Annotated in this window: 17 protein-coding genes and 4 tRNA genes; 10 read left to right on the forward strand and 11 right to left on the reverse strand. The window is 56.1% G+C overall.

From position 1 onward, the window contains the following. Window positions 1-120: 120 nt before the first annotated feature. The 6 genes from QMN93_RS04520 (at window position 121) to pdxK (ending at window position 5793) form a co-directional block, all read left to right on the forward strand. Window positions 121-1134, forward strand: a complete 1014-nt coding sequence (locus QMN93_RS04520) for a sulfate ABC transporter substrate-binding protein (RefSeq protein WP_023308734.1) — start codon at window positions 121-123, stop codon at window positions 1132-1134. Then, window positions 1134-1967, forward strand: a complete 834-nt coding sequence (cysT, locus tag QMN93_RS04525) for a sulfate/thiosulfate ABC transporter permease CysT (RefSeq protein WP_004123378.1) — start codon at window positions 1134-1136, stop codon at window positions 1965-1967. The genes QMN93_RS04520 and cysT overlap by 1 nt, the downstream gene beginning before the upstream one ends. Further along, window positions 1967-2842 (forward strand): sulfate/thiosulfate ABC transporter permease CysW, encoded by an 876-nt coding sequence (gene cysW / locus QMN93_RS04530; RefSeq protein WP_023308733.1) that lies wholly within the window; start codon window positions 1967-1969, stop codon window positions 2840-2842. The genes cysT and cysW overlap by 1 nt, the downstream gene beginning before the upstream one ends. Next, entirely contained in the window at window positions 2832-3926 is a 1095-nt protein-coding gene (cysA, locus tag QMN93_RS04535) for a sulfate/thiosulfate ABC transporter ATP-binding protein CysA (RefSeq protein ID WP_008501607.1), read from the forward strand. Before cysW ends, cysA begins: the two co-directional genes overlap by 11 nt. Window positions 3927-4039: 113 nt before the next feature. Next, a complete protein-coding gene (cysM, locus tag QMN93_RS04540; protein WP_064673721.1) occupies window positions 4040-4951 on the forward strand; it encodes a cysteine synthase CysM in 912 nt (303 codons plus the stop codon). 5 nt (window positions 4952-4956) lie between these two features. Further along, window positions 4957-5793: a pyridoxine/pyridoxal/pyridoxamine kinase gene (gene pdxK, locus QMN93_RS04545; RefSeq protein ID WP_039263699.1), complete on the forward strand. Its 837-nt coding sequence runs from the start codon at window positions 4957-4959 to the stop codon at window positions 5791-5793. Window positions 5794-5837: 44 nt separating this feature from the next. On the opposite strand, the gene crr is transcribed toward pdxK, so the two are convergent. From crr to cysZ, 5 genes are all read right to left on the reverse strand, one after another. Then, on the reverse strand, window positions 5838-6347 hold the full coding sequence (gene crr / locus QMN93_RS04550) for a PTS glucose transporter subunit IIA (RefSeq protein WP_003861316.1): 510 nt from the start codon (window positions 6345-6347) through the stop codon (window positions 5838-5840). A gap of 40 nt (window positions 6348-6387) precedes the next feature. Continuing rightward, entirely contained in the window at window positions 6388-8115 is a 1728-nt protein-coding gene (gene ptsI, locus QMN93_RS04555) for a phosphoenolpyruvate-protein phosphotransferase PtsI (protein ID WP_023332954.1), read from the reverse strand. Between the two features lie 44 nt (window positions 8116-8159). After that, window positions 8160-8417: a phosphocarrier protein Hpr gene (ptsH, locus tag QMN93_RS04560; protein ID WP_000487600.1), complete on the reverse strand. Its 258-nt coding sequence runs from the start codon at window positions 8415-8417 to the stop codon at window positions 8160-8162. Window positions 8418-8734: 317 nt separating this feature from the next. Beyond that, on the reverse strand, window positions 8735-9706 hold the full coding sequence (gene cysK / locus QMN93_RS04565) for a cysteine synthase A (protein WP_014884739.1): 972 nt from the start codon (window positions 9704-9706) through the stop codon (window positions 8735-8737). 163 nt (window positions 9707-9869) lie between these two features. Then, window positions 9870-10631 (reverse strand): sulfate transporter CysZ, encoded by a 762-nt coding sequence (gene cysZ, locus QMN93_RS04570; protein WP_039263698.1) that lies wholly within the window; start codon window positions 10629-10631, stop codon window positions 9870-9872. Window positions 10632-10861: 230 nt separating this feature from the next. Between cysZ and zipA the strand changes: the two genes are divergently transcribed. From zipA to QMN93_RS04585, 3 genes are all read left to right on the forward strand, one after another. Then, window positions 10862-11845 carry a cell division protein ZipA gene (gene zipA / locus QMN93_RS04575; RefSeq protein WP_064673719.1) on the forward strand — a complete coding sequence of 328 codons (984 nt, stop codon included), beginning with the start codon at window positions 10862-10864 and terminating at the stop codon, window positions 11843-11845. Window positions 11846-11914: 69 nt separating this feature from the next. Continuing rightward, entirely contained in the window at window positions 11915-13930 is a 2016-nt protein-coding gene (gene ligA / locus QMN93_RS04580) for an NAD-dependent DNA ligase LigA (RefSeq protein WP_064673718.1), read from the forward strand. A 1-nt stretch (window position 13931) separates the two neighbouring features. After that, window positions 13932-14147 carry a DUF3820 family protein gene (locus tag QMN93_RS04585; protein ID WP_003861328.1) on the forward strand — a complete coding sequence of 72 codons (216 nt, stop codon included), beginning with the start codon at window positions 13932-13934 and terminating at the stop codon, window positions 14145-14147. On the opposite strand, the gene QMN93_RS04590 is transcribed toward QMN93_RS04585, so the two are convergent. Beyond that, on the reverse strand, window positions 14144-15139 hold the full coding sequence (locus tag QMN93_RS04590) for a bile acid:sodium symporter family protein (protein WP_047060698.1): 996 nt from the start codon (window positions 15137-15139) through the stop codon (window positions 14144-14146). The genes QMN93_RS04585 and QMN93_RS04590 overlap by 4 nt on opposite strands. Window positions 15140-15228: 89 nt before the next feature. Between QMN93_RS04590 and QMN93_RS04595 the strand changes: the two genes are divergently transcribed. Then, window positions 15229-16164 (forward strand): LysR family transcriptional regulator, encoded by a 936-nt coding sequence (locus tag QMN93_RS04595; protein WP_033146568.1) that lies wholly within the window; start codon window positions 15229-15231, stop codon window positions 16162-16164. Here QMN93_RS04595 and QMN93_RS04600 read toward each other — a convergent pair. The 5 genes from QMN93_RS04600 to QMN93_RS04620 all read right to left on the reverse strand — a co-directional run bounded on the left by QMN93_RS04600 (window position 16161) and on the right by QMN93_RS04620 (window position 17065). Then, on the reverse strand, window positions 16161-16499 hold the full coding sequence (locus QMN93_RS04600; RefSeq protein ID WP_047060695.1) for a FlxA-like family protein: 339 nt from the start codon (window positions 16497-16499) through the stop codon (window positions 16161-16163). The genes QMN93_RS04595 and QMN93_RS04600 overlap by 4 nt on opposite strands. A 188-nt stretch (window positions 16500-16687) precedes the next feature. Further along, window positions 16688-16763 (reverse strand) — tRNA-Lys (locus tag QMN93_RS04605). Window positions 16764-16767: 4 nt separating this feature from the next. Further along, window positions 16768-16843, reverse strand: a tRNA-Val gene (locus tag QMN93_RS04610). A 29-nt stretch (window positions 16844-16872) separates the two neighbouring features. Continuing rightward, window positions 16873-16948: transfer RNA gene (locus QMN93_RS04615), tRNA-Val, on the reverse strand. Window positions 16949-16989: 41 nt separating this feature from the next. Next, window positions 16990-17065, reverse strand: a tRNA-Val gene (locus tag QMN93_RS04620).

The raw sequence follows: 17065 nt of genomic DNA on the forward strand, positions 1-17065 counted from the left end.
TCCCCCTTATTCCCTTTTCTGCTTCTAAATCACCAAACGGTATATAAAACCGTTACTCCTTTCATCCCCGTTATAAATATTATGACTATAAGATAGTCATCACATTTATAAGGGTGCGCAATGGCCGTTACTGTACTGAAAAAAGGAACTCTGGCGCTGGCAGGTTTACTGCTGGTGGCACAGGCGCAGGCGACTGAACTGTTGAACAGTTCGTATGACGTCTCCCGCGAGCTGTTTGCCGCCCTTAATCCACCGTTTGAACAGCAGTGGGCGAAAGATAATAACGGCGACAAGCTGACCATCAAGCAGTCCCACGCCGGGTCGTCCAAGCAGGCGCTGGCGATTTTGCAGGGCCTGAAAGCGGATGTGGTGACCTACAACCAGGTGACTGACGTGCAGATCCTGCACGACAAAGGTAAGCTGATCCCGGCAGACTGGCAGAGCCGACTGCCGAACAATAGCTCCCCGTTCTATTCCACCATGGGCTTCCTGGTGCGTAAGGGCAACCCGAAGAATATCCACGACTGGAGCGACCTGGTGCGTTCCGACGTGAAGCTGATTTTCCCGAATCCAAAAACTTCCGGTAACGCGCGTTATACCTATTTAGCCGCGTGGGGCGCGGCGGACAAGGCTGACGGTAATGATAAAGCCAAAACCGAGCAGTTCATGACCCAGTTCCTGAAAAACGTCGAAGTGTTTGATACCGGCGGCCGCGGGGCGACAACGACCTTCGCGGAACGCGGTCTCGGCGATGTTCTGATCAGCTTTGAATCGGAAGTGAATAACATCCGCAAACAGTACGAAGCGCAGGGCTTCGAGGTCGTTATCCCGAAAACCAACATCCTGGCCGAGTTCCCGGTGGCATGGGTGGATAAAAACGTGCAGGCGAACGGTACCGAGAAAGCGGCAAAAGCCTATCTCAACTACCTGTACAGCCCGCAGGCGCAGACCATCATTACCGATTACTACTACCGCGTGAATAACCCGGACGTAATGAACAAGCTGAAAGATAAGTTCCCGCAGACCGATTTGTTCCGCGTGGAAGATCATTTCGGCTCCTGGCCTGATGTGATGAAAACGCATTTTGCCAGCGGCGGTGAGTTAGACAAACTGCTGGCGGCGGGGCATAAGTAATGTTTGCAGTTTCGACAAAACGCGTGCTGCCGGGTTTTACCTTAAGCCTCGGGACCAGCCTGCTGTTCGTCTGCCTGATCCTGCTGTTGCCGCTCAGCGCGCTGGTGATGCAGCTTGCTCAGATGAGCTGGGCGCAATACTGGGACGTGGTCACCAACCCGCAGGTGGTGGCGGCCTATAAGGTGACGCTGCTGTCGGCGTTTGTCGCCTCCATTTTTAACGGCGTGTTTGGCCTGCTGATGGCGTGGATTTTAACCCGCTATCGCTTCCCGGGCCGCACGCTGCTTGACGCCCTGATGGATCTGCCGTTTGCGCTGCCGACTGCAGTGGCGGGCTTAACCCTCGCGTCGCTCTTCTCCGTGAACGGGCTGTACGGCGAGTGGCTGGCGAAATTTGACATCAAAGTGACCTACACCTGGCTCGGTATCGCGGTGGCGATGGCCTTTACCAGCATCCCGTTTGTGGTCCGTACCGTGCAGCCTGTGCTGGAAGAGTTGGGGCCGGAATACGAAGAAGCGGCGGAAACGCTGGGTGCCACGCGCTGGCAGAGCTTCCGGAAGGTGGTTCTGCCGGAGCTCTCTCCGGCGCTGATGGCGGGCGTCGCGCTGTCGTTTACCCGCAGCCTCGGTGAGTTCGGCGCGGTGATTTTTATCGCCGGGAACATCGCCTGGAAAACAGAAGTCACCTCGCTGATGATTTTCATCCGTTTGCAGGAGTTTGATTATCCGGCGGCGAGCGCGATTGCCTCGGTGATCCTGGCGGCGTCGCTGCTGCTGCTGTACTCAATTAACACTCTGCAAAGTCGCTTTGGTCGACGTGTGGTAGGTCACTGATGGCGGAAGTTACGCAATTGAAGCGATACGATGCACCCCGCATCAACTGGGGTAAATGGTTTCTGATTGGGGCGGGCGTACTGGTTTCCGCCCTCATTCTCGTCGTGCCGACGGTTTATATCTTTGTTCAGGCATTCAGCAAGGGCCTGATGCCCGCGCTGGAAAACCTGGCGAACCCGGATATGCTGCATGCCATCTGGCTGACCGTGCTGATTGCGCTGATCACCGTGCCGGTGAACCTCGTGTTCGGGACCCTGCTGGCCTGGCTGGTAACCCGCTTTAACTTCCCGGGACGTCAGCTGCTGCTGACCCTGCTGGACATTCCTTTCGCCGTATCGCCGGTGGTGGCGGGTCTGGTGTACCTGCTCTTTTACGGCTCCAACGGCCCGTTGGGCGGCTGGCTGGACGAGCATAACCTGCAGATCATGTTCGCCTGGCCGGGCATGGTGCTGGTCACCATCTTCGTGACCTGTCCGTTTGTGGTGCGTGAGCTGGTGCCGGTGATGTTAAGCCAGGGGAGCAACGAAGACGAAGCGGCGGTGCTGCTGGGCGCGTCTGGCTGGCAGATGTTCCGTCGCGTGACGCTGCCAAATATCCGCTGGGCGCTGCTTTACGGCGTGGTGCTGACCAACGCCCGCGCGATTGGTGAGTTCGGTGCCGTTTCCGTCGTCTCCGGCTCCATCCGGGGTGAAACCCTGTCGCTGCCGCTCCAGATTGAGCTGCTGCAGCAGGACTACAACACCATCGGCTCGTTTACTGCCGCAGCGTTGCTGACGCTGATGGCCATCTTGACCCTGTTTTTGAAGAGTGTGGTGCAGTGGCGTTTAGAAAATCAGGAAAAACGTCAGCATCAGGAGGGAAATCATGAGCATTGAGATTGCCAATATTAAGAAGTCTTTTGGTCGCACCCAGGTGCTGAATGATATCTCGCTGGATATCCCTTCCGGACAAATGGTGGCGCTGCTGGGGCCGTCCGGCTCGGGCAAAACCACGCTGCTGCGTATTATCGCCGGGCTTGAGCATCAGACCAGCGGGCACATCCGCTTCCACGGCACCGACGTGAGCCGTCTGCACGCCCGCGATCGTAAAGTAGGCTTTGTGTTCCAGCACTACGCGCTGTTCCGCCACATGACCGTGTTCGACAACATCGCGTTTGGCCTGACCGTGCTGCCGCGTCGCGAACGTCCGGATGCGGCAACTATTAAGGCGAAAGTGACCAAACTGCTGGAGATGGTGCAGCTGGCTCACCTGGCGGATCGTTTCCCGGCCCAGCTGTCCGGCGGGCAGAAACAGCGCGTGGCGCTGGCGCGCGCGCTGGCCGTTGAGCCGCAAATTCTGCTGCTGGATGAACCCTTCGGCGCGCTGGATGCGCAGGTGCGTAAAGAGCTGCGCCGCTGGCTGCGTCAGCTCCATGAAGAGCTGAAATTCACCAGCGTCTTCGTGACCCACGATCAGGAAGAGGCGATGGAAGTTGCGGATCGCGTGGTGGTCATGAGCCAGGGCAACATTGAGCAGGTTGACGAGCCGGAGCAGCTCTGGCGTGAACCGGCGACCCGCTTCGTGCTGGAGTTTATGGGCGAGGTAAACCGTCTGCAGGGCACTATTCGCGGCGGACAGTTCCACGTTGGCGCGCATCGCTGGCCGCTGGGCTATACCTCCGCGCATCAGGGGCCGGTCGATCTGTTCCTGCGTCCGTGGGAAGTGGACGTGAGCCGCCGAACCAGCCTGGATTCACCGCTGCCGGTGCAGGTGCTGGAAGCTAGCCCTAAAGGTCACTACACCCAATTAGTGGTACAGCCGCTGGGCTGGTATACCGAGCCGCTGACCGTGGTCATGCGCGACGACGTGCCGCCGCACCGGGGTGAGCGCCTGTTTGTTGGGTTGCAGCACGCCCGTATTTATCACGGGAAGGAGCGCATCGAGACGCGCGAGGATATTGCTCTGGCGGAGTCAGCCTGATAGGTTAGGATTACGTAGTTTTGCCGGGTGGCGCTGCGCTTACCCGGCCTACAATATGACGTCTGTAGGCCCGGTAAGCGAAGCGCCACCGGGCTTTTTATTGGACAGCGATCATGAATACATTAGAACACACCATCGGCAACACTCCTTTGGTCAAGCTTCAGCGCACGGGTCCGGACAACGGCAGCGAAATCTGGGTCAAACTCGAAGGCAATAACCCGGCGGGGTCGGTGAAAGACCGTGCGGCGCTGTCGATGATTGTCCAGGCCGAAAAACGCGGAGAAATTAAGCCAGGCGACGTGCTGATTGAGGCCACCAGCGGCAACACCGGCATCGCCCTGGCGATGATTGCTGCGCTGAAAGGCTACCGCATGAAGCTGCTGATGCCGGACAACATGAGCCAGGAACGCCGCGCCGCGATGCGTGCCTACGGGGCCGAGCTGATTCTGGTGAGCAAAGAGCAGGGAATGGAAGGCGCGCGCGACTTAGCGCTGGAGATGGCCGGGCGCGGTGAAGGTAAACTGCTGGATCAGTTCAACAATCCGGACAACCCGTACGCGCACTACACCACCACCGGCCCGGAAATCTGGCAGCAAACCGACGGGCGTATAACCCATTTTGTCTCTAGTATGGGCACCACCGGCACCATTACCGGGGTATCGCGTTTTCTGCGCGAGCAGGAAAAAACCGTCACCATCGTTGGCCTCCAGCCGGAAGAGGGGAGCAGCATTCCGGGGATTCGCCGCTGGCCGGCGGAGTATATGCCCGGCATTTTTAATGCGCAGCTGGTGGATCAGGTGCTGGATCTTCACCAGCGCGAGGCGGAAAATACCATGCGTGAGCTGGCCGTGCGCGAAGGTATCTTCTGCGGCGTCAGTTCGGGCGGCGCGGTAGCGGGTGCGATTCGGGTAGCGCAGGCAAACCCGGGGGCGGTAGTAGTGGCGATTATTTGCGATCGCGGCGATCGCTATCTGTCTACCGGCGTCTTTGGTGAAGAGAGTTATTCGCAGGGGGCGGGGATTTAAGCGTCATGGAGATGATTCTATTCCGGGATAACACCCGGGCGCAGCAAACCGACATTGTCGCAGTGCAGTCGCAGGTGGTTTACGGCAGCGTGGGGAACAGCATTGCGGTACCGAATATTCGTACCCACAGGCTGAACGTCACCGCCGTGCCGACGGTTCTGTTTAGCAACACGCCGCATTACGACACGTTTTATGGTGGGGTGATTCCCGACGAGTGGTTCAGCGGCTATCTTAAGGCCCTGGAAGAACGCGAGATCCTGCGCGAGCTCAAAGCGGTCACCACCGGCTATATGGGCAGCGCCAGCCAGATCGTCCTGCTGGCTCAATGGCTGAAGGCGGTCAAAGCGCAGCATCCTGACCTGCTGGTGCTGGTCGACCCGGTTATCGGCGATATCGACAGCGGAATGTACGTTAAGCCCGAGATCCCGCAGGCGTATCGGGAGCACCTGCTGCCGCTGGCGCAGGGGATTACGCCAAACGTCTATGAGCTGGAAGTGTTAAGCGGCAAACCGTGCCGTACGCCGGAAAGCGCCATCTCGGCGGCGCAGGGACTGCTCTCCGATAGCCTGAAATGGGTGGCGATCACCAGCGCGCCGGTGGCCGATGACCCGGAAAACATCCACGTGGTGCTGGTGACGAATGAAGGCGTGACCGTCAGCGCGCATCCGCGCGTAGAAACCGATCTGAAAGGGACGGGCGACCTGTTCTGTTCAGAGCTGGTGAGCGGAATTGTTGAGGGGAAAACCGTTGCCGATGCCATTCGCATGGCCGGCGATCGGGTGACTGACGTGATGCTCTATACCCAGTCGAAGGGCTACGACGAGCTTATCCTACCGGCATAAACAAAAATGGCGCCCGAAGGCGCCATTTTTCTGTGCGGCAAGAATTACTTCTTGATGCGGATAACCGGGGTTTCACCCACGGTGACGCTGCCAGACAGTTTGATCAGTTCTTTGATTTCGTCCATGTTGGAGATAACAACCGGCGTCAGGGTAGACTTGGCTTTTTCTTCCAGCAGTGGCAGATCGAATTCAATTACCGGGTCGCCAACTTTAACACGCTGGCCTTCTTCCGCGATACGTTTGAAGCCTTCGCCTTTCAGTTCAACGGTGTCGATACCGAAGTGAACGAACAGTTCGATACCGCTATCAGATTCGATAGAGAACGCATGGTTGGTTTCAAAAATTTTACCGATGGTGCCGTCAACTGGAGCAACCATTTTGTTGCCAGTTGGTTTGATAGCAATGCCATCACCAACGATTTTCTCAGCAAACACTACATCCGGCACGTCTTCGATGTTGACGATCTCGCCGGAGAGCGGAGCAACAATCTCAATAGTTCCGGAGTCTTTCTTATCATCAGAAACCAGAGATTTCAGTTTATCGAACAAACCCATGATCTTCTCCTAAGCAGTAATTTGGGCCGCATCTCGTGGATTAGCAGATTGTTTTTTCTTCAATGAACTTGTTAACCAGCGTCATTAACTCGTCCGTTGTCGGTTGAGCAAGAGCCTGCTCTGCTAACACCTTCGCATCTTCGAAGTTCGTGTTACGGATAATCTTCTTAATGCGCGGGATGGAAATGGCGCTCATAGAGAATTCGTCCAGACCCATACCCAGCAACAGAAGTGTAGCACGTTCGTCGCCTGCAAGCTCACCACACATGCCAGTCCATTTACCTTCTGCATGAGAAGCATCAATAACTTGCTTGATCAAGTTCAGTACGGACGGTGACATTGGCTGGTAGAGATGTGAAATCATATCATTACCACGGTCAACTGCCAGGGTGTACTGCGTTAAATCATTGGTGCCGATACTAAAGAAATCAACTTCTTTGGCTAAATGACGCGCAATGGTCGCCGCCGCAGGTGTTTCCACCATCACGCCGATCTCGATTGACTCGTCAAACGCTTTACCTTCGTCGCGCAGTTCCTGTTTGTAGATTTCGATCTCTTTCTTCAGTGCACGCACTTCTTCAACAGAGATGATCATCGGGAACATGATGCGCAGTTTACCGAAAGCAGAGGCACGCAGGATCGCGCGAACCTGGTCACGCAGGATCTCTTTACGATCCATCGCGATACGGATTGCACGCCAGCCCAGGAACGGGTTCTCTTCTTTCGGGAAGTTCATGTACGGCAGCTCTTTGTCGCCACCGATGTCCATGGTACGGACGATAACCGCCTGAGAGCCACACGCTTCAGCCACGGCTTTATAAGCAGCAAACTGCTCTTCTTCCGTTGGCAGCGCGTCGCGGTCCATGAACAGGAATTCTGTACGATAGAGACCTACGCCTTCCGCACCGTTGCGCTCAGCGCCATCAACGTCGCGGACGGTACCGATGTTTGCGCACACTTCTACCTGATGGCCGTCCAGGGTGATGGCTGGCAGGTCTTTCAGCTTAGCGAGTTCCGCTTTTTCAGTCGCAACCTGCTCCTGAACCGCGCGCAGTTTATCGATCTCTTCATTGGTTGGGTTGACGTAAACCAGATTGTTTACGGCATCCAGAATCAGATAGTCGCCGTTTTTCACCTGAGAGGTGACGCTACCGGTACCCACGATGGCAGGCAGTTCCAGAGAGCGCGCCATGATAGAGGTGTGGGAGGTACGGCCACCCGCGTCAGTGATGAAACCGAGGACCTTTTTCAGGTTCAGCTGTGCGGTTTCAGACGGGGTGAGGTCAGCGGCAACCAGGATAACTTCATCCTGAATCGCGCTCAGATCGATGATGGCCAGACCCAGGATGTTGCGCAGCAGGCGCTTACCGATGTCACGTACGTCAGCCGCACGTTCTTTCAGGTATTCATCATCCAGTTCTTCCAGGGCAGTTGCCTGACCTTCGATAACTTCATGCGCAGCCGCGTCGGCCGTCATGCCTTTATCTTTAATCAGGGCTATGATTTCCTGCTCCAGCTCCTCATCTTCGAGCAGCATGATGTGCCCTTCGAAGATGGCTTCTTTTTCTTCACCGAAAGTTTCGCCAGCTTTAGTTTTGATTGCTTCCAGTTGCGCAGATGCCTTGGCACGACCGCTCAGAAAACGTTCAACTTCCTGATCAACCTTGTCGGCAGAAATTTTTTTCCGGTCGATGACGATCTCGTCTTCTTTCAGCAGCAGTGCTTTGCCGAAAGCGATACCCGGGGATGCTAAAATGCCTGAAATCATAACCCTACCTTACTTGTGACTGATATTTAAAAGAACCCGGAAACTTACTCGAGCTCAGCCATCAGTTTTACCAGATGCTCAACTGCTTTCTGCTCGTCTTCACCTTCTGCAGAGATGGTGACAACGGTGCCCTGAGTCAGGCCCAGAGTCTGCAGTTTGAACAGGCTTTTTGCGCTCGCGCTTTTGCCGTTGGAAGTCACAGTGATTTCAGAAGTGAAGCCTTTTGCTTCTTTAACAAACTGAGCAGCAGGGCGGGTGTGCAGACCGTTCGGAGCGGTAATGGTAACTTCTTGCTGGAACATTGTATTTCCCCAACTTATAGGTTTAGTGTTGTGGAACTAAAGTCTAGCCTGGCGACTGAACTTTAGCCTGTATTGTTAGCGCTGACGTTTCGATCGTCATTAAACATTATGCAGCGAAAGCAAGACTTGAACCAAATCATAAAATCGATTCAGCAAGGCTATTTCATTCACCGATTAATTTCACGCATCAAAATAATTGCTGGTTTAAATACCAGACCCAACGGGGTGAAGCAATGCCAGGAGGGGCAAAAGTTTGAAGCAGGCCACAAAAAAGCACCTGAAAAGGTGCTTTTTTACGCGTTATTAACATGCTGGCACTACTGTTGCAGTTCTTTTTCGGTAAACAGATCGGCAAACAGTGCGGTGCTCAGGTAACGCTCGCCCGAAGAAGGAAGGATAACCACAATATTCTTGTTGGTAAAGGCTTCATCTTCCTGAAGCTTGAGCGCTGCCGCAACGGCCGCACCGGAAGAGATACCCGCCAGAATGCCTTCTTCATCCATCAGGCGACGCGCGGTAGAAATGGCTTCTTCGTTAGTGATAGTCACCACTTTATCGATCAGCTTCAGGTCCAGGTTGCCCGGAATGAAGCCTGCGCCAATACCCTGAATTTTATGCGGGCCTGGCTTAAGCTCTTCACCCGCCAGTGCCTGGGTGATAACCGGTGAGTCAGTTGGCTCAACGGCAACGGTGATCAGGTCTTTTTTACCCTTTGTGCCTTTAATATAGCGTGACACGCCGGTCAGCGTACCGCCGGTACCTACGCCGGAGATAAAGACGTCAACCTGGCCGTCGGTATCTTCCCAGATTTCCGGACCGGTGGTCTTCTCGTGAATTTCCGGGTTAGCCGGGTTGCTGAACTGCTGCAGCAGCAGATATTTCGCCGGATCGCTGGCCACAATCTCTTCAGCTTTCTGGATGGCGCCCTTCATGCCCTTCGCGCCTTCGGTCAGCACCAGGTTCGCGCCCAGCGCTTTGAGCAGCTTACGACGCTCAATGCTCATGGTTTCTGGCATGGTCAGCGTCAGCTTGTAGCCACGCGCGGCGGCCACATAGGCCAGAGCGATACCGGTGTTACCGCTGGTCGGTTCCACCAGCTCAACGCCAGGCTTCAGTACGCCACGTTTTTCAGCATCCCAAATCATGTTTGCACCGATACGGCATTTTACGCTGAAGCTCGGGTTACGTGATTCGACCTTCGCCAGAATGCGTCCATTACCGATACGGTTCAGTCGAACCAGGGGCGTATGACCGATAGTCAGCGAGTTGTCTTCATAAATCTTACTCATGGCCTGTCCTTAACTGTATGAAATTGGGATACCGACCCAGCATACCTGTTGAGCAGGTAGGGGGAAGTAAGGAATTCGCATATCTATATACTGCAAGGAAATAATGGGGATCAGTATGGAATAAGGGGCGGCATAAGCCACCCCTGCTTTACACATTTTTGCATTATTTCCATAACGCGTGCTTAGCACGGTAGCAGTCGACCCACATCGCCGTCGCGCCGCAGACGGCGACGGGCATGATGAACAGATTCAGGAAGGGAATCATGGTGAACAGGCTGGTCAGCGCGCCAAACTGCATGTTCGCGACCTTCTGGCTTCGCAGGGCAGTGCGCATCTCTTTAAACGGCACCTTGTGGTTATCGAACGGATAGTCGCAGTACTGGATGGCCAGCATCCAGGCGCTGAACAGGAACCACAGCACCGGCGCCACCGTCTGGCCAATGCCTGGCACAAAATAGAGGATAAGCAGCACGACCGCGCGGGGCAGGTACCAGGCAAACTTCTGCCACTCGCGCTTCATGATGCGTGGCAGGTCTTTCATGATCCCCAGCACGCCCGTGTCCGGCGGCGTCGCACCGGTAAGCCGCGCTTCCAGCTGTTCCGCCAGCAGACCGTTGAACGGTGCGGCTATCCAGTTGGCAATCGTCGAAAAGAAGTATCCAAACACCAGCAGCACGGAGATCACCGCCACCGGCCAGAGCAGGTAGTTAAGCCACTGCAGCCAGTCCGGAACGTAACTCATCAGCGACGGGATCCAGCTCTCCAGCTTTGTGAATAGCCACCAGAACGCGCCGCCCATCAGAATAATGTTGATCAACAGCGGCAGAATCACGAAGCGTCGAATCCCCGGCAGGGAGACCAGTTTCCAGCCCTGAGAAAAATACCAGACGCCGCTGCGCGGGGGAGAAGAAGATGTTGAAACCATAGCCAGGCTGTACTCCTTTTTACACAACCAGTGGAATTGCCCGCCTATATTATCCACTTACGGAGCAATGACCAGTTCGGAAATGTTCGAAAAACCAGCAAAAAGCACGATTTCCTTCATCTTTATGCTGTGAATGCTCTGCACACACTTGCACTTGACGTAAACGGCAAATACTCTTAGTGAGTAAATGTTTGCCGTGGTGGCAAGGTGTTAGAACAACAGAGAATATAATGATGCAGGATTTGCGTCTGATATTAATCATTGTTGGCGCGATCGCCATAATCGCTTTACTGGTACATGGTTTCTGGACCAGCCGTAAAGAGCGTTCCTCGATGTTTCGCGATCGCCCACTGAAGCGCATGAAGTCCAGTCGTGACGACGATGACAGTGAAGATGACATCGACGGCAGCGATGACGACGGCGTGGGTGAAGTTCGTGTTCATCGGGTCAATACTGCGCCCGGCGCAGGCCATGGGGAGCATGAAGCGCCTCGTCCTTCGCAGCACCAGTATCAACCGCCGTATGCTTCTGCACAGCCGCGCCAGCCAGCGCCGCAGCCTGTGGAAGAACCGGTGCGCCAGCCGCCGCAACAGCCTGTCTATCAGCAGCCTGCTGCGCCACAGCCGGTTCAACAGCAACCGGTGCAGCAGCCCGTGCAGCAACATCCTGCTCAGCCGGTACAACAACCGCAGCAGCCTGTTCACGTACAGCCTGCGCCTCAGCCTGCTCCGGCTCCGCACGTTGAGCCTGAGCCCGTTGTAGAACCAGAGCCGGTTGTTGAAAAACCGCAGCGTAAAGAAGCGGTGATCATCATGAACGTGGCCGCGCATCACGGCAGCCATCTTAACGGTGACGTGCTGCTCAACAGTATTCAACAGGCAGGATTCAAGTTTGGCGATATGAACATTTTCCATCGTCACCTGAGCCCTGACGGTAGCGGTCCGGCGCTGTTCAGCCTGGCCAACATGGTTAACCCTGGCACCTTTGATCCGGAAATGACCGGTGATTTCGTGACCCCGGGCGTCACTATCTTTATGCAGGTGCCTTCTTACGGCGATGAACTGCAAAACTTTAAGCTGATGCTGCAGTCCGCTCAGCACATCGCTGACGAAGTCGGCGGCGTGGTGCTCGACGATCAGCGTCGAATGATGACCCCGCAGAAGCTGCGCGAGTATCAGGACCGCATCCGCGAAGTTAAGGAAGCTAACGCGTAATCGTCGCGTTTACTTCAACTCCTCCTCAACCCCCGCCTGTCGGGGGTTTTTTCTCATTGATGGTGCGATATGGACTCAATCGAACAACAACTCACTGAACTGCGAACCACGCTTCGCCATCATGAATACCTCTATCATGTTATGGACGCGCCGGAAGTCCCGGATGCCGAATATGACCGCCTGATGCGCGAGCTGCGCGAATTAGAGGCGCAGCATCCGGAGCTTATCACGCCGGATTCCCCCACCCAGCGCGTCGGCGCTGAGCCGCTTGGCGCTTTCAGCCAGGTGCGCCATGAGGTGCCGATGCTGTCGCTGGATAACGTATTTGATGAAGAGAGCTTCCTCGCGTTTAACAAGCGCGTGCAGGATCGTCTGAAAAGCAGCGACTCCCTCACCTGGTGCTGCGAGCTCAAGCTGGATGGCCTGGCGGTCAGTCTTCTCTATGAAAACGGTGTGCTGGTGCGTGCCGCAACGCGTGGCGACGGTACGACGGGCGAAGACATCACCACCAACGTGCGTACCATCCGCGCGATCCCGCTGAAGCTGCAGGGTGAAAACATTCCCGCGCGTCTGGAAGTGCGCGGCGAGGTGTTCCTGCCCCAGGCGGGCTTCGAGAAAATTAACGACGAGGCGCGTCGCACCGGCGGGAAGGTGTTTGCTAACCCGCGTAATGCGGCGGCAGGCTCTCTGCGCCAGCTTGACCCGCGTATTACCGCGAAGCGACCGCTTACTTTCTTCTGCTACGGCGTCGGTATTCTGGAGGGCGGCGAGCTGCCGGATACGCACCTCGGACGCCTGCTGCAGTTTAAAGCGTGGGGCCTGCCGGTGAGCAACCGCGTTCAGCTCTGCGACTCGCCGGAAGCGGTGCTGGCGTTCTACCACAAGGTGGAAGAGGACCGTCCGACGCTCGGTTTTGATATTGATGGCGTCGTCATCAAGGTGAATTCTCTGGCGCTGCAGGAGCAGCTAGGCTTTGTGGCGCGCGCGCCGCGCTGGGCGGTGGCGTTTAAGTTCCCTGCTCAGGAGCAGATGACCGTCGTTCGCGATGTGGAGTTCCAGGTTGGCCGTACGGGGGCGATTACCCCGGTCGCCCGTCTGGAGCCCGTGCAGGTTGCGGGCGTGCTGGTGAGTAATGCCACGTTGCATAACGCCGATGAAATCGAACGCCTCGGCCTGCGCATTGGTGACAAAGTGGTGATTCGCCGCGCGGGCGACGTTATCCCGCAGGTGGTTAACGTCGTGGAGTCGGAACGTCCTGCCGATACGCGCGAGATCGTCTTCCCGACCCACTGCCCGGTGTGCGGCTCCGACGTTGAGCGTGTGGAAGGTGAAGCGGTGGCGCGCTGTACTGGGGGCTTAATCTGTGGTGCGCAGCGTAAAGAATCGCTGAAGCACTTCGTCTCCCGTCGGGCGATGGATGTCGACGGCATGGGCGACAAGATTATCGATCAGCTGGTTGAGAAAGAGTATGTCCATACGCCAGCGGATCTCTTCAGGCTGACGGCAGGTAAACTGACCGGTCTGGATCGCATGGGGCCAAAGTCAGCCCAGAATGTGGTTAACGCGCTGGAAGCCGCCAAAGAGACGACCTTTGCCCGCTTCCTGTACGCGCTGGGCATTCGTGAAGTGGGTGAGGCGACGGCAGCGGGCCTGGCGGCGTACTTTGGTACGCTGGAGGCGCTGGAAAAGGCAAGCATCGACGAGCTGCAGAAAGTCCCTGACGTTGGCATTGTGGTCGCCACGCACGTATTTAACTTCTTCGCCGAAGAGAGCAACCGTGAAGTTATCGGCAAGCTGCTGGAAGAGGGCATCAGGTGGCCCGCGCCAGTGGTGGTTAACGCCGAAGAGATCGACAGTCCGTTCGCCGGTAAAACGGTCGTCCTGACCGGCAGCCTGAGCCAGCTTTCACGCGACGATGCGAAAGCGCGCCTGGTGGCGCTGGGGGCCAAAGTGGCGGGCAGCGTGTCGAAGAAAACCGACCTGGTGATCGCCGGGGAAGCGGCGGGTTCGAAGCTGGCAAAAGCCCAGGAGCTCGGCATTGCGGTTATCGATGAAGCGGAAATGATGCGTCTGTTAGGAGAGTAACGTGGAGAAAGAACAGCTCGTTGAAATAGCCAATACGGAGATGCCGTTCGGTAAATACAAGGGCCGCAGGCTGATTGATTTGCCGGAGGAGTATCTGCTGTGGTTTGCCCGTAAGGATGAATTCCCGGCAGGGCGGCTGGGCGAGCTGATGGCTATCACGTTACTGATCAAAACCGAGGGGCTGACCCAGCTGGTTCAGCCCCTGAAACGTCCTTAAGCCTTCGCGGCGCGGGTCTCTTCCTGCGCCAGCTTTTCGGTCTGGCGCTTGTAGCGACGCGCCAGCACCGCGCAGACCATCAGCTGGATCTGGTGGAAAATCATCAGCGGCAGCACCATCATCCCAATCACCGAGGTCGGGAACAGAATATTGGCCATCGGGATACCGTTAGCCAGGCTCTTTTTCGAACCGCAGAAGACAATGGTGATTTCATCCGCTTTGCTGAAGCCGCACCTGCGTGCCACAAAGACGTTTACCGCAATCACAATCGCCAGCAGGACGAGGCTGACCACCACGATAAACAGCAGCGAGCCTGCGCCCACCTTATGCCAGATCCCATTTACAACCGCTTCGCTGAAGGCGGAATAGACCACCAGCAGAATCGACGACTGGTCGGTTTTTGAGATCCATTTCTTGTGCTTTGCCACGAACGCCCCGGTCCATGGACGGGATAGATGCCCCAGGACAAACGGCAGCAGCAGCTGCAGGCAAATTTTTCCAACCTGCTCGAGATTGCCTTCCGCGCCGTGCATGTTCATCAGCAGGCCCACCAGCAGCGGGGAAACGAAAATCCCTAACAGGCTGGATGCCGATGCCGAGCAGACCGCGGCCGCAACGTTCCCTCCGGCGAGAGAGGTAAAGGCAATGGCGGACTGCACGGTAGCCGGCAGAATACAGAGATACAGGAAACCGGTGTAGAGCGCCGGGTCGACGTTAACCGGCGCCCACCAGGCAAACAGCACTCCGAGGATTGGGAACAGAATGAACGTGCTGCACATCACCCAGAGATGCAGCCGCCAGTGGCTACCGCCGGCAATAATCGCTTCGCGCGAGAGCTTTGCGCCGTGCATAAAGAACAGCAGCGCGATGGCGGCCGTCGTCAGCCCTTCAAAAAACGGGACGAAGCCCCCCCGCGCGGGGAAGAACGAGGCCAGTAAAACGGTAACCACCAGGGTGAGAGTAAACGGATCAACAATACGAAATAGTTTCATAATGACTCCTGAAAACAGATGTCGCTATTGTGCTTTTTTCCATTTGAGAAATAAAATTGATTTATTGCATCCATTCATGAATAAAACAGATGAATTACTCCTTACGCCAGCTTCGTATTTTCGTCACCGTCGCTCACGCCCGCAGCTTTAGCCGGGCAGGGGAGATGATTGGCCTGAGCCAGTCGGCGGTCAGCCACAGCGTGAAAGAGCTTGAGAATCAGACCGGGGTGAAGTTGCTTGACCGCACAACCCGTGAAGTGGTGCTGACCGAAGCGGGGCAGCAGCTCGCTCTGCGTCTTGAACGATTGCTGGATGAGCTGAACAGCACGCTCAGAGACGTGGGGAGGCTGGGGCAGCAGCTTTCGGGGACCGTGCGCGTCGCGGCCAGTCAGACGATCTCTGCGCACCTTATACCGCAATGTATTGCCGAGGGAAGTCATCGCTACCCGGACATTGATTTTGTCCTGCATGACAGGCCGCAGCAGTGGGTGCTGGAGAGCATCCGCCAGGGAGATGTGGATTTTGGTATCGTTATCGATCCCGGCCAGGCGAGCGATCTGGCGTGCGAAAGCGTACTTTCCGAGCCCTTTTTGCTGCTCTGCCGTGACGACGACCCGCTGGCCACGTTGCCGGAGGTCAGCTGGCAGTCCCTGACGGGCGCGAACCTGGTTTTACAGGATTATGCCTCGGGCAGCCGTCCGCTGATTGATTCCGCGCTGGTGAATCAGGGTGTAAAGGCAACGATCGTGCAGGAGATTGGTCACCCGGCGACGCTGTTTCCCATGGTGGAAGCCGGCATTGGCATCAGCGTGTTGCCCGCCCTGGCGCTTCCCCTGCCGCAGGGAAGCCGGCTGGCCGTCAAGCGATTAACGCCCGTTGTTGAGCGAAAGCTGATGCTGGTGCGGCGAAAAAATCGCTCACTCTCAGGGGCGGCGCAGGCTATCTGGGAAGTGGTGCGTATCCAGGCACAACGATTAACCGAAGCCCGCATACGCGACCCACTGTTTAACGCATCAGAAGATTAGATGTAAATATCAATCTGATTATTGTCTGAAGGGGTATTCACACCTTCCACTTTGCCCAGCTTTTGATCCTGCTTCTTTTGGGCCTCTTCTGCCTGCTGGCGCTGCAGCGCGGCGAGCTGTGCCTGCAGCACTTTGAGCTGGGTCTGAATAAGTTCCTGCTGCTTTTTCTTCTCATCGGTGCTGACGGGACTGTTTGCCAGCTCTTTTAACTGCTGAGTCAGCTTTTTGATCTTGTCGAGAATGCGGGTGATTTGCGCAGCAATATCGTTACTGCTCGAAGTTCCACTCGCGCCGCTGGTTTGAATCTGTTGGGTTGAAGCCTGAATGGTCGTCATACTTTTTCCTCGCGTTATAAAACAGAGGTATCGGCACCAACGGGATTAGCTTGAGCAAAACTGCCATATCTGGCAGGGAGTTACATTGATACACAATCAGTATTGATGATGCGGTGAAAGTGTACTGGAAGGCGGAAGTAGACAAACTGCAGATAGCAAAAAGGCGCCTTTAGGGCGCCTTTCTACATTGGTGGGTCGTGCAGGATTCGAACCTGCGACCAATTGATTAAAAGTCAACTGCTCTACCAACTGAGCTAACGACCCGAAATGGTGGGCGATGACGGGCTCGAACCGCCGACCCCCTCCGTGTAAAGGAGATGCTCTACCAACTGAGCTAATCGCCCATTTCGGAACTGCTGCGATAAGGTGAGAATGGTGGGCGATGACGGGCTCGAACCGCCGACCCCCTCCGTGTAAAGGAGATGCTCTACCAACTGAGCTAATCGCCCAATCTCAATTCTTATCTACACTGCGGGTCTACCGAAGTAGATGGTGGGTGATGACGGGCTCGAACCGCCGACCCCCTCCGTGTAAAGGAGATGCTCTACCAACTGAGCTAATCACCC

Source organism: Enterobacter sp. R-1.6.2 (assembly GCF_035064085.1).
Classification (GTDB): Bacteria; Pseudomonadota; Gammaproteobacteria; order Enterobacterales; family Enterobacteriaceae; genus Enterobacter; species Enterobacter asburiae_B.

What these genes read in the sequence shown, in the direction of transcription:
- cysA (WP_008501607.1), top strand. Translation starts at nt 2,832, where the DNA reads ATGAGCATTGAGATTGCCAATATTAAGAAGTCTTTTGGTCGCACCCAG.
- QMN93_RS04520 (WP_023308734.1), top strand. Translation starts at nt 121, where the DNA reads ATGGCCGTTACTGTACTGAAAAAAGGAACTCTGGCGCTGGCAGGTTTA.
- ptsI (WP_023332954.1), bottom strand. Translation starts at nt 8,115, where the DNA reads ATGATTTCAGGCATTTTAGCATCCCCGGGTATCGCTTTCGGCAAAGCA.
- pdxK (WP_039263699.1), top strand. Translation starts at nt 4,957, where the DNA reads ATGGAGATGATTCTATTCCGGGATAACACCCGGGCGCAGCAAACCGAC.
- cysZ (WP_039263698.1), bottom strand. Translation starts at nt 10,631, where the DNA reads ATGGTTTCAACATCTTCTTCTCCCCCGCGCAGCGGCGTCTGGTATTTT.
- QMN93_RS04600 (WP_047060695.1), bottom strand. Translation starts at nt 16,499, where the DNA reads ATGACGACCATTCAGGCTTCAACCCAACAGATTCAAACCAGCGGCGCG.
- QMN93_RS04590 (WP_047060698.1), bottom strand. Translation starts at nt 15,139, where the DNA reads ATGAAACTATTTCGTATTGTTGATCCGTTTACTCTCACCCTGGTGGTT.
- zipA (WP_064673719.1), top strand. Translation starts at nt 10,862, where the DNA reads ATGATGCAGGATTTGCGTCTGATATTAATCATTGTTGGCGCGATCGCC.
- ligA (WP_064673718.1), top strand. Translation starts at nt 11,915, where the DNA reads ATGGACTCAATCGAACAACAACTCACTGAACTGCGAACCACGCTTCGC.
- QMN93_RS04595 (WP_033146568.1), top strand. Translation starts at nt 15,229, where the DNA reads ATGAATTACTCCTTACGCCAGCTTCGTATTTTCGTCACCGTCGCTCAC.
- cysT (WP_004123378.1), top strand. Translation starts at nt 1,134, where the DNA reads ATGTTTGCAGTTTCGACAAAACGCGTGCTGCCGGGTTTTACCTTAAGC.
- cysK (WP_014884739.1), bottom strand. Translation starts at nt 9,706, where the DNA reads ATGAGTAAGATTTATGAAGACAACTCGCTGACTATCGGTCATACGCCC.
- crr (WP_003861316.1), bottom strand. Translation starts at nt 6,347, where the DNA reads ATGGGTTTGTTCGATAAACTGAAATCTCTGGTTTCTGATGATAAGAAA.
- cysM (WP_064673721.1), top strand. Translation starts at nt 4,040, where the DNA reads ATGAATACATTAGAACACACCATCGGCAACACTCCTTTGGTCAAGCTT.
- ptsH (WP_000487600.1), bottom strand. Translation starts at nt 8,417, where the DNA reads ATGTTCCAGCAAGAAGTTACCATTACCGCTCCGAACGGTCTGCACACC.
- cysW (WP_023308733.1), top strand. Translation starts at nt 1,967, where the DNA reads ATGGCGGAAGTTACGCAATTGAAGCGATACGATGCACCCCGCATCAAC.